The following is an 11,195-nucleotide window of genomic DNA, read 5'->3' as shown; positions in this document are numbered from 1 at the left end:
AAGCAACGGTGGCACAGACATTCCCTCCTTTGGCTTAGACAGTTGCCTCTACCCTAACAGCCGATCTCTATTCGTCCAAACCTTAAAGAGACCTTAAGAATGGTCATGGGAATGGGAGGAATGATGATCATAAGCCCCCGTTTCTGGCTGAAAGGGGAGGGTTTGTAACCTCACCGTCAGGCCGAGATGCTGCAACAAATCCGCCAAAACCGGATCAGGAGACAACCGCAAATACTCCGCTGTCACCTCTAGGGGAACATGACGATTCCCCAAATGATAGGCGGCCCGCAACAGATGCAGGGGTTTAGTGGCGGTCACGGTGAGGACGGGTTCAGGTTTGGCGCGAATCTCCACCTGGTGCTGCTGCGTCTCATCGAGGAGGCGATCGCCATCCTGGAGAACCGTACCACGGGGCAACCTCAGAAACACCACCTCCCCGGAATCACAGGTAAAGCGATGACGGCTACGTTGACGGTCTTGAGCCGTTAAACTCAACTGTAAGATGGCCGAGTCATCGGCTGAGATCGCCGCACTCGCACCGGGATGCTGTCGCTGGGTTAACACGATGGACATAACTCAGATCGCTGGCTGGCTGGCGAACAGTGTCATAATGCTATTGAGAAGCTGCTCGGGTTCGATGGGATGGATTAAACAGATATCCGCTCCCTGCTCTTGACAGGCAGCTAACTCCTCAGAGTCGAGTGGATCACTCATGAGGAGAATTTTCAGGGATTCGGTGTTGGGAAGTTGACGTAACAGCCGGATCAGTTCACAGCCATCCATCCCCGGAAGTTGGCGATCGATCATCACCGCCACGGGTTTCAACATCTTAATCTGTTCTAGGGCCGTCGATCCGTCCAACATCCAAACGGTATGATAGCCCGCCGCTGTGAGGAGGTCACAGATGAGGACGGCTTCGTCTTCTTGATCCGCCACAAGCACCACATGGCCCTTACGGGGGGGAAGGGGAATCGGGGGAGGGGGTGTGGGCTGAACCTCACCCCCTGTCGAGCGATGACAGGGAAGGCGTACGGTAAATTTGGAGCCAACCCCCACTTCGGAGTCCACTTTAATCAGTCCGCCATGCAGTTCGACGAGTTGTTTGGTGAGGGCTAGGCCCAGGCCGGTTCCGCCATATTGACGGGTGTAGGTGGACTCGAGTTGACGGAACATTTGGAATAGTAGCGATCGCTGCTCCTCAGGAATCCCAATTCCTGTATCGGCCACTTCAAACACCACTGTGCGATCGTCTTGCCAATAAATTCGTAATAACGCCTGGCCGCCGGTGGCGGTGAATTTGATGGCATTGCTCAGGAGGTTAAAGAGAATCTGCCGTAGGCGATCGCGATCGGCACAGAGACGGTCTTGATGTTCCCGTAACTGAAGATCAAGTGCTAGATGCACCCCATTGACGGTGGCTCGATCCACCATCATGCAAAACATTTCTTGAGCCAATTGAGTGAGGGAAAATTCGGAAAAACTCAAGACGGTTTTACCCGACTCATTTTGGGATAAATCGAGTAAGTCGTTGATCAGTTCGAGCAAATGCTCGCCACTGTTATAGATACTTTGGATATAGTCCCGCTGTTTGGGGGTTAAATTGCCAAAAGACCAACGCAATAGGGTCGAGGACATCCCGATAATGCAGGTGAGGGGGGTTCGCAGTTCATGGCTGACGGTGGCCAGAAAGTCGCTGCGCGTTTGGTTCGCCACCTGGGCCGTGACGAGAGCATCCCGTAGGTCTTGGGTGCGTTGTTCAACCCGCTGTTCGAGGGTTTCTTTTTGTTGCTGAACTTCGGCGTAGAGTTGAGCTTGATAGATGGCGACACTGAGATGATCGGCGATATGTTCGAGAAATTCCTGTTCTCGGGGTTGCCAAACGCGAGGGCGATCGCATTGATGGGCCAGCAAGATTCCCCAGAGATGGCCCTGAATTCGGATGGGAACGCTCAGGTGGCTTTGAATCCCTAACTCTTGTAGATAGGTTTGGCTGTTTTCGGGGAGTTGGGAGTCGTAATCCTCAGACCCAAACATGAGGGTGTCTCCCCTTTCGTAGCGATCGCGGAATTGATTAAGAAACTGCCAATGTTGGCTCTGTTGACGGGAAAGAACCGAGGTTAAGCCTTCATGGCGTAGGGCTTCGTAGGTCATGCAATCTCGGCGGCGGCCGGGGGGAGTGCCGGTGTGGTCGTCCTGATTGTAGTTGTCAAATTGATAGATACAGAGGCGATCGAGTTCTAAAAAACGACGGACGCGAGCGACCGTATTGGAGATCAACACGGCTAGGGCAACACTCTGACAGGTTTGGGTTGTCACTTGGTTGAGGAGTTGCTCTTGCTGTCGATGGTGTTGCAGAGCATCTTCAACGGGTTGACGGGTTGTGGCTGGCTTGGCGGTGTGAGGGGAAGGCATGGCAGGTCTTGAGGGACTGCGATCGCTGATAAATTGGGCCAAGTTGAGGGTCACTTGACTGTGATAGTCTGGCTGCTGTTGATACCCTTGCAGTCGTTTCAAAGCTCGATTGCGCTGAGGCGTTTTCAGAGGACAGTCTTCGAGGAAGGTTTGCAGCTGATCACGCTCCAAGCTAAAACCAACGGTTAGTGGGGTTTCATCTTGGGGATTGGCCCAGACAATGGCGCAAAACTGGGGCGAGACACCGAGGGTAAATTGACCCACATGAGGCAGGGAATGAACCCGTACCGCACGTTCGGTTAAGACGATGGCCTCCTCGTCATCATTTCGGGCGGTTTGTTCAACCCAAACTCGCAAGCTGTCAAAGGTTGCGAGTGGGAGTTTTTGCTGAGGTAGACGGGGATGGAAACTGTCCATAATTTAGGGAAGGAACATCAAGCAGCAGCGTTAACATCTCAGCGATCGCTCGATTGTGCTCGATTTTGGGCATTATCTTGGGCATGATCATGGCCATGATCTTGGCTATGATCTTGGGCATCATGATGTCGGGGGGACGATCGCCAGGGCAATGGAATGTTCCAATTGGTTCAAATTATGGCTCCCTCCTGTGCCATTCGGTTGAGACTGGCTAGAGTGAGGAGATCGGCGATCGCTCTACTGTGATCCTAGTCTGAGTTTTGAGTGCCTTGTAAAACGATCGCCTAAACTTTGCAATTGTTGTAAGCTATGCTGTGATGGCCTCACCGGCACGGGTCAGGATATCGCTAGGAGGCTTGAGTCTTTGTTAACGTTTCTGAGTCGGCTTGGCCGGCTAAAAGACGCTGCCAGAGATCCTCGGGAATGTCTCCGTCTATTGAGTTGAGTTGAGCGTCGAGGCGAAAGGTTTCGCTAAAGGCCTCAATGATAGCGGGAACCACGTCCGGGACAGTGAGATCCGGTAACCACTGCTGTAGACTGCCCACGGGGCGATCGCTGATGCCACAAGGGACGATATCGCGAAATCCTTGTAAATCGGGGCAAACATTGAGGGCGAAGCCATGACAGGTGATCCAACGACTTACCTGAATGCCGATGGCCGCCACTTTCTGGCCCTCCAGCCAGACTCCGGTCAGGCCGGCCACCCGTTCCCCTTGCAGCTTAAACTGAGCCAAGGCCAGAATGAGACTGGCTTCGAGCTGGCGTAAGTACTCATGCAAATCCGGTTGATGTCGCTTCAGGTTGAGGATGGGATAGCCCACCAGTTGCCCTGGACAATGGTACGTGACTTCTCCCCCCCGTTCAATTCGATAGACTTCCCGGTCTGAGCATTCAGGGTTAAACTGTAAGAACTTCGCATCCGCTCCTCGTCCTAAGGTATAGACAGGGGGATGCTCCAACAACAATAAAACATCCTCGAGTTGAGGATTATCGCGGCGGGCTTCAAATAACGACCGCTGAAGTTCCCATGCAATTGAATAAGGGATCAAGCCTTGGAACCAGAGAATATGAACTCGTTGCCGTGAGGTGGTACTAAACATCATCAAAAAAAGCAAGGGGTTTTCAGCAAGAATCGTGGCTAAAATCGGTAAATCCAATCACGAATTGTCAAGGATTGCAAAGGATTTTAAAGGGACGTTCAGCCTCCCGACGATTCACAATACAATAAGGGTAAGGAAAGCAACGGGACAGATTCACCCTCCCCAGATAACCCTCCAAGCAGAGTACTGACTCATGAAGGCGGCAATCCCCGCCCCGCTGGACTTTCAGCAACCACTTGGATATTCGGTCACGGAGGGCGATCGCCCCTTGCTTTTTAGAAAATCGGTTATCGAGCGGGAACTTTACGACATGAAATTAGTTATCCAAGGCAAGAATTTCGAAATCACCGACGCGATTCGCGAGTATGTCGATGAAAAGATCGAGAAAGCGGTGAGTCATTTTGAAACGTTGACGACCGAAGTTGATGTTCATTTGTCCGTCGCTCGTAATCCTCGCATTGCCGCAAATCAGTCAGCCGAGGTGACGATCTACGCCAATGGAACCGTCATTCGCGCTCAAGAAGGAAGCGAGTCGATGTATGCCAGCATTGATTTAGTCGCTGACAAGATTGCTCGCCAGTTGCGCAAGTACAAAGAAAAACGCAATCGCAAGTTGCACACTCAAGGCAAAACCACCGAGGTTTTGGCGGACGTGGTATCCAACTCCGATGGCGTGACGGAAGACTTAATCGGCGATCGCGCCGTGGAACTTCCCCCTGAAGTGGTGCGTACCAAATATTTTGCCATGCCGCCGATGACCGCCGACGAAGCCTTGGAACAACTGCAACTGGTTGACCACGATTTCTATGTGTTCCGCAACCGCGACAGTGGAGAAATCAACGTCATCTATGAACGCAACCATGGAGGCTATGGTGTGATTCAACCCCGCAAATCCGGAGAAAACGGAGCCGTTCGCGCCAACGAAATGTCCAAAGCCTCCTAGATCAATCACTCCTAGACGATTATTCAGCTTCTGATTGATGCTCGACAAGACCTAGGACGGTCAAGGTTTCCCAAACCCTGGAACGTTCGTTGCCCTTCCTCTCCATCAACCCGAGGGGAAGGGGTCAGCGGGGCGACCCCCAATCGAGACCCCAATCCTCTGAACTTGCGAACGTAGCGATTAAAGCTGATAGGGACTGGTTTGAGTCACATCGCGGCTGCTGCGTTTCGCCTTCGATTGAGATTTGGCCTTAGACGCACTGCGGCGAAGCGCCTCTAGGCGAGTTTCATACTGTTTACGAAGCCGTTTCTTAGGCGTTTGCTCAATCAAGGTTTTTAAAGCACTGCCCAAACTCTTATAGGCATTGGGGAGCGTATAGCCAAAACGACTGGCGAGGGCGATCGCCTTCTCATCAGCCTCCAACAACTCTTGCAGAGCCTTGTCGCTGTTATTCTTCTGATAGAGACGATACCCCGACACACCACAGAGTCCTAACGCCAACAGCAGTAGAACACCATCTTGAACCCAGAGTTCGCCCACAGCGCCGCCCAAACCAATCGCTAGCGCTGCCATTTCCCAGCCTTCACGGGGAATCGTATCGTTTTGGATGCGAGCCACCTCATGCCAAAACAGCAAATTGCGCTGGTCCAGGGCCAAATTTTCCCACTTCACCAAATCGATGGCAATTTCAACCTCATCCCGGCTCAACTCCTCACAACGAAGCAAGGGAGGGTCAATTTCCGTCGTTTTCTCAACCGTTACCCAACTTTGCAGTTCCGGGGGTAACAGTCCTCGAAGACGACGTAATTCATTAATTTCAGCTTTCGCAGCCGAGGTTACATAGGAGGTCATAATGTCAGAAATATGGCAGTAGTCGGCAGAGTCAACAGATTGCTAACGAGTCTATGCTTTAAATCCTAGCAAATTACCAGCGTTTTGAGCTTTGCCAGGCCGTCAGTAGCCCCAAGGCGATCGACAGGAAAATCCCAAGCCAGAGAACCAAGCCCGGCATAAAGCTCAACACCGTCAGACCTCGCAAGATCCAAATAACTAGGGTTAAGCCCACCACCACCACAAAGCAACGAAAGAGCAGAGAATCCGAGACAATTCGCATGGGGACAACGGGAGGGGTTAAGGCTCATTCTAGCAAATCCCGTGCCTGAGGCTGTCAGACAGTAGCTCTGCGCTAAGCTAAAGGCGAATAGCTCCCACTCCCTTCGTCCCATCACCCTCATGCAACGCTCACGCTTCCGCTTGTCCCTCCTGTTCTCTGGACTGGTCCTCGGTGGTTTTGTTCTCACTGTTAGCCTGCCCGGATTGACGGCCGACAAGATTACAGCAAGCTATAGCCTATTTGAGCGCTCCATCTCCGTCAACGCCCTAGAAACCTATGCCCGAACCGGCGAGATCGGACGGGACTTAGCCCCCTACATTCGCTTTGCCCCTCCTGAACTGAGAGTCAACATCCGTGACGCCTTATTAGCGCGGGCTGACGTGGATGCCGTGGCCATCTCCCAATTTCTCTACACCCCTCAAGGAGAAGCCCTCTTACAGCGACTCGGTCAAGCGATTCAATTGGGATCGGGGCGATCGGGATATTTAGGCTTGCGTTCAGCCTTGATTTTAGCCGCCGCTGATGAGGCAGAGGGCCTGACCTTGCTCAATGTACTGCGCTATTTTCCCACAGAGACCGTACGGCTGGATTTTAACCAAACCCTGCGTATGGCCCAGGAGTTACAGGGGTTAATCCGAGACAATAACCAGGCCGTAGCCACGATTGAGAATCAGTCGTTGTTAGAAGCCCAAGACAACGGTGAGTTAATCAGTCCCTTGAAGAATTTGAGCGAGTTGGGAGACTCTTCCTGGGACGTGACCTCCTTAAACCTGCGTGATGGCGATCGCACCCCCCCTTGGGGATATTCCTTTGGGATTGATTTGTACCTCCCCCGACCAGCTCAATCTGCCCCCATTGTGGTCATCTCCCACGGCTTAGGCTCAAATCGAGAGTCCTTCCAATATCTGGCCGAACATTTAGCCTCCCACGGCTTTGCCGTGATCGTTCCCGAACATGCCGGCAGTAGTGCCAGACATATGGAAGCCTTGTTACGAGGCCGCGCCCAGGAAATTGCCCGTCCTCGGGAGTTTATCGATCGCCCCCTCGATGTCAGCTTTGCGCTCAATAGCCTAGAAAAACAGGCCATCACCGATCGCCAACTGCGCGATCGCCTCAACTTTGACCGAGTGGGCGTGATTGGCCAGTCCTTTGGCGGCTACACCGCCCTCAGCCTAGGCGGGGCCACCATCAACTTTCCCGAACTCGAACGTCGCTGTGGCATCACTCAACAAAACCGATCCTGGAACGTCTCCCTATTTCTACAATGTCGAGCCTTGGAATTAGCCAATTCCATCTCAGAGAGTCAGTTAGACTTTCGTGATGCCCGAGTTCAGGGAGTGATTGCCCTCAATCCCATTGGCAGTGCCTTGTTTGGCCAAGAAGGCTACGGCAAAATTGACGTACCCGTGATGATGGTGTCTGGGGGAGCCGATACGGTTGCGCCCCCCATCGCCGAACAAATCCCCCCTTTTGCCTGGTTAGAAGTTCCCGAGCGGTATTTCGTCTTACTCAAACAAGCCACTCATTTCTCAGTCATCGGCAGTTCGGCACAGGATAGCGTTGCCCTGCCCCCGAGTATCATTGGCCCCAATCCAGACTTGGCCCAAAGCTATGTCAAAGCCTTGAGTTTGGCCTTTTTGCAAACCCATATCGTCGGCGATGATGAGTTTGCCCAGTACTTGAATGCAGCCTACGCCCAAGAAATGAGCCGAGACCCCATTTCCTTATTTTTGGTGCAAGGCCTCATTGATGGCGTCCCTGCCCCGGATTCCCTGGCCAACCATCATCTGTAACGTTGGTGTAACGTTGATGTAACGTTGACGATCGCCCTCGGCAAACCCGATCGCCCAAGCTAAGGACGAGTGAGGTAGCAGTGGCAATCGGGTTTCTCAATCAGGGTTTCGAGCAAGGCATTGAGCGCGACAGCCGCCAGGAGTCCTCCCCCGAGGCTACCCTGAATCGTGAGATAAGGCACGGGCAGAGCCATCAACTGGCGCTTAGCCACAGGCGCATGGCTAAAGCCAATGGGCATTCCAATGACGAGGGCCGGTTGCAGGTTTCCTTGCTTAATCCCTTGGCAGGCCCTCAGTAAGACCGAAGGAGCATAGCCAATCACGAGGATCGAGCCGGCCGGAGTGTCCTGTAACCGTTGCAGCCAGAGGTCATCCCCCCAAAACGCCTGCTCAGCGTCGTCAACTCCGGCAAGGTGGGGGTCATCAATCAGGGGGGTAATGGAACATCCCAGATGAGCCAGCCGCGTCTGGTCCAGCGTGGCGGCGACAGCGGGGACATCGGTGACGATCGCACAACCGCCCTTGAGAGCCGTTCGGGCGGCGGCGACGGCCCCCTGAGGCACGCGCACCAAACTGGCCAGACTGACATCACCACAGGCCAGCACCAGTTGATGCAGCAGGTGAACGGTGATTTCGCAATAGTGAGACAGATCCGGCAACAAGCGGTGTAGCGACTCCTCAAACCGTTCCGGGTGAGTGGTGGCCTCGGCATCGAGCTGACTCCAGAAGGGATCGAGTTGTCCTAATTGGGCCTGAGCCTCCACATCCAACTGTTTCAGTTGCGCCAGGGCTTCGGCCTGGGTCTTCTGGCAGTTGCGATCGCGTCCCAACAACCCCTCCAATGCCCCTGCCGTTTGCCGCAGTCGGGTCATTTGCTGAATCACAGTCTGGTACTGCTGCTGCAATTGAGTCATCAGGGTTGAATCCAGGCGGGTTTGAGGATGGGTATCCAAGAGCTGGCGAATGTGAGACAACTGAAATCCCTGCTGCTTCAGGGCCATCACCCGTTGAAGCCGCTGCACATCCTGCTGGGTATACAGCCGATAGTTGCCTTGAGACCGCTGGGGTTGAGGCAGCAGGCCCAGAGTATGGTAATGCCGCACCATGCGGGGAGTCACGCCAGCGCCCACCGCATCTGTGAGTTCTTTAATCGTCAGATGTTTAGTCGTCAGATGTTTGGTCGTCATATCGGTCTCTGAGTTAACTGACAACCTTGACATTAACACTAATGTCAAGGTTTAAGCTGTCAGGGTAATCTTATGGATACGTCAGACCATGGTTTCAAAAGCTCTTGCGGCTCCCCTTGACTTAAGGGTATGGAAAGACCATCGAGAGGCGACCGCTGCGATCGCCTGTGCCGTCCTGGTCTTCCTGGGCTGGCAGGCCCTCAACCTCGGCTGGGTAGGAGGAGCCTTGTTCATCCTGACGGCGGCCTACATCATCGGCGGGTTTGACAGTGCCAGGGACGGCTTAAGCACCCTGGTGCAAGACAAAGAACTCGATGTCGACCTGCTGATGATCGTCGCCGCCCTGGGGGCAGCCGGCCTGGGGCTGTGGCAACAGGAGTATTACCTACTCGTCGATGGAGCCGTCCTAATTCTGATTTTCGCCATCAGTGGCGCCCTCGAAGGCTATGCCATGCAGCGCACCGAGCGCAGTATCCAGGGACTAATGGGGTTAACAGCAGATACAGCCCGACGGCTTGAGGGCGATCGCGAACAGATGGTTCCCATTACGAGCCTCCAGATTGGCGATCGCATTTTGGTCAAGCCCGGCGAACTGGTGCCGACGGATGGCCAGGTGGTCGAAGGAAGCAGTACCCTGAACCAAGCCTCCATTACCGGAGAATCCGTCCCCGTCGAAAAAACCGTTGGTGATGACGTCTTCGCCGGAACCCTGAATGGCCAGGGAGCGCTGCGGCTAAGGATTCATCAGCCGCCCGAAAGCAGCTTAATTCAGCGAGTCATCCAACTGGTGCAGCAGGCCCAGACAGAAGCACCGCCCTCCCAGCAGTTTATTGAACGGTTTGAGCGGGGCTACGCCAAGGTGATTGTCATCGCCGGAATTTTGCTAAGCACACTACCGCCCTTGCTGCTGGGCTGGTCCTGGGAAGAAACCATTTATCGGGCGCTGATTTTTCTGGTGGTGGCCTCCCCCTGCGCCCTGATGGCCTCGATTATGCCCACCCTGCTATCAGGCATTGCGAACGGGGCGCGGCGAGGCATTCTTTTCAAAAACGGAGCCCAGTTAGAGCAAATTGGGCGCATCCGGGCCATCGCCTTTGATAAAACCGGGACCCTGACCACCGGGAATCTTCAGGTCGTGGACGCGATCGCCACTCAGCCCGACTCCGACCAACTCTGGCAGGTAGCCGCCGCCCTAGAAAGCCTATCCGAACATCCCATTGGCGACGCAATTGTTCAGGCCGCCCGTCAGCAAAACCTGACCTGGACAACCGCCAGCAACGCCCAGGCCCAGGCAGGTCTAGGTATTACCGCAGACCTGGAGGGTCAGCCAGCCGTCGTGGGTAAACCGGCTATCGTTGAGACCCAGGTCAAAGACATTTCTGAGGATCTGATCCGCCAAAGCCAGCAATGGGAATCCGAGGGCAAAACCGTGGTCTGGGTTGCTCAAGCCGGAGAAGTTTTGGGGCTGATTGCTGTGGCTGACATCGTTCGACCGGCGGCCGCCCAAGCCGTGGCTCATCTCAAACAGCTCGGCGTGGAGCAGGTGGTGATGCTCACAGGAGATAACCCGCGCACGGCTCATGGCATTGCCCAGCAAGTTGGCGTCGATCAGGTCTATGCCGAGCTGTTACCCGAAGATAAAGTCGAGGTGATTCGTCAACTCCAGCAACAGTATCAAACCGTCGGCATGGTGGGCGATGGTATCAATGATGCCCCGGCCTTGGCTCAGGCCACCGTCGGCATTGCCATGGGTGCTGCCGGTAGCGATGTGGCGTTAGAAACCGCTGACATTGTCTTGATGGCCGATCGCCTGGAACGATTAGAACAAGCGATTCGTTTAGGCCGTCGAGCTCAGCGGGTGGTGAAGCAAAACATTGTCTTTTCTCTGAGTTTTGTGGTGATTTTGTTAGTGCTGAATTTTGCCGGCAATATGACCCTACCGTTTGGTGTCCTCGGTCATGAAGGCTCCACGGTGATGGTCACGTTGAGCGGCCTACGACTACTGAGAGGTTGAAGTTAAGAGGTTGATAGTCTCGAACAAGATAGCGGTTCCCAGTATGATGAGGTGCATCTTAATTCAAGACTATCTATTCCCTATTCCCTGTTCCCTGTTCCCTGTTCCCTGTTCCCAGTTCCGGTGTACCCAGTTCCGGTGTTCCCAGTTCCGGTGTTCCCTGTTCCCTGTTCCCTATCACCATGCTTGATACCTATCTCAACAAATTCGCCCGC

At 54.0% G+C, this 11,195-nt stretch carries 9 protein-coding genes; 3 read left to right on the top strand and 6 right to left on the bottom strand.

Translation table 11 applies throughout. The features are described 5' to 3' along the window. Positions 1–93 precede the first annotated feature (93 nt). From ureE to lipB, 3 genes are all read right to left on the bottom strand, one after another. Positions 94–573: an urease accessory protein UreE gene (gene ureE / locus R6U67_RS02970; RefSeq protein ID WP_410251172.1), complete on the bottom strand. Its 480-nt coding sequence runs from the start codon at positions 571–573 to the stop codon at positions 94–96. 3 nt (positions 574–576) lie between these two features. Beyond that, positions 577–2,829 (bottom strand): ATP-binding protein, encoded by a 2,253-nt coding sequence (locus R6U67_RS02965; protein ID WP_410251171.1) that lies wholly within the window; start codon positions 2,827–2,829, stop codon positions 577–579. A 347-nt stretch (positions 2,830–3,176) separates the two neighbouring features. Continuing rightward, entirely contained in the window at positions 3,177–3,929 is a 753-nt protein-coding gene (gene lipB / locus R6U67_RS02960; RefSeq protein ID WP_410251173.1) for a lipoyl(octanoyl) transferase LipB, read from the bottom strand. 310 nt (positions 3,930–4,239) lie between these two features. Here lipB and hpf point away from each other — a divergent pair, with 310 nt between their 5' ends. Then, positions 4,240–4,872 (top strand): ribosome hibernation-promoting factor, HPF/YfiA family, encoded by a 633-nt coding sequence (gene hpf, locus R6U67_RS02955; protein WP_410251170.1) that lies wholly within the window; start codon positions 4,240–4,242, stop codon positions 4,870–4,872. A 180-nt stretch (positions 4,873–5,052) separates the two neighbouring features. Here the strand turns inward: hpf and R6U67_RS02950 are convergent, their stop codons facing one another. Together R6U67_RS02950 and R6U67_RS02945 are read right to left on the bottom strand one after the other, a co-directional pair. Beyond that, a complete protein-coding gene (locus R6U67_RS02950; RefSeq protein ID WP_410251169.1) occupies positions 5,053–5,724 on the bottom strand; it encodes a DUF3318 domain-containing protein in 672 nt (223 codons plus the stop codon). Between the two features lie 73 nt (positions 5,725–5,797). Next, entirely contained in the window at positions 5,798–5,986 is a 189-nt protein-coding gene (locus R6U67_RS02945) for a hypothetical protein (protein WP_410251168.1), read from the bottom strand. Positions 5,987–6,105: 119 nt separating this feature from the next. Here R6U67_RS02945 and R6U67_RS02940 point away from each other — a divergent pair, with 119 nt between their 5' ends. Beyond that, a complete protein-coding gene (locus R6U67_RS02940) occupies positions 6,106–7,779 on the top strand; it encodes an alpha/beta hydrolase (RefSeq protein WP_410251167.1) in 1,674 nt (557 codons plus the stop codon). A gap of 59 nt (positions 7,780–7,838) precedes the next feature. Here the strand turns inward: R6U67_RS02940 and R6U67_RS02935 are convergent, their stop codons facing one another. Next, on the bottom strand, positions 7,839–8,966 hold the full coding sequence (locus R6U67_RS02935; protein WP_410251166.1) for a precorrin-8X methylmutase: 1,128 nt from the start codon (positions 8,964–8,966) through the stop codon (positions 7,839–7,841). A gap of 88 nt (positions 8,967–9,054) precedes the next feature. On the opposite strand from R6U67_RS02935, the gene R6U67_RS02930 reads away from it, so the two are divergent. After that, entirely contained in the window at positions 9,055–10,980 is a 1,926-nt protein-coding gene (locus R6U67_RS02930; protein WP_410251165.1) for a heavy metal translocating P-type ATPase, read from the top strand. Positions 10,981–11,195: the final 215 nt, after the last annotated feature.

It is taken from the genome of Sodalinema sp. (assembly GCF_046483825.1).
Lineage (GTDB): Bacteria > Cyanobacteriota > Cyanobacteriia > Cyanobacteriales > Geitlerinemataceae > Sodalinema.
This window is presented reverse-complemented; position numbering and strand designations above follow the sequence as displayed.

Excerpts from the sequence above, each read along its gene's own strand:
- ureE (WP_410251172.1), bottom strand. The coding sequence starts at position 573 with ATGTCCATCGTGTTAACCCAGCGACAGCATCCCGGTGCGAGTGCGGCG.
- R6U67_RS02965 (WP_410251171.1), bottom strand. The coding sequence starts at position 2,829 with ATGGACAGTTTCCATCCCCGTCTACCTCAGCAAAAACTCCCACTCGCA.
- lipB (WP_410251173.1), bottom strand. The coding sequence starts at position 3,929 with ATGTTTAGTACCACCTCACGGCAACGAGTTCATATTCTCTGGTTCCAA.
- hpf (WP_410251170.1), top strand. The coding sequence starts at position 4,240 with ATGAAATTAGTTATCCAAGGCAAGAATTTCGAAATCACCGACGCGATT.
- R6U67_RS02950 (WP_410251169.1), bottom strand. The coding sequence starts at position 5,724 with ATGACCTCCTATGTAACCTCGGCTGCGAAAGCTGAAATTAATGAATTA.
- R6U67_RS02945 (WP_410251168.1), bottom strand. The coding sequence starts at position 5,986 with ATGCGAATTGTCTCGGATTCTCTGCTCTTTCGTTGCTTTGTGGTGGTG.
- R6U67_RS02940 (WP_410251167.1), top strand. The coding sequence starts at position 6,106 with ATGCAACGCTCACGCTTCCGCTTGTCCCTCCTGTTCTCTGGACTGGTC.
- R6U67_RS02935 (WP_410251166.1), bottom strand. The coding sequence starts at position 8,966 with ATGACGACCAAACATCTGACGACTAAACATCTGACGATTAAAGAACTC.
- R6U67_RS02930 (WP_410251165.1), top strand. The coding sequence starts at position 9,055 with ATGGTTTCAAAAGCTCTTGCGGCTCCCCTTGACTTAAGGGTATGGAAA.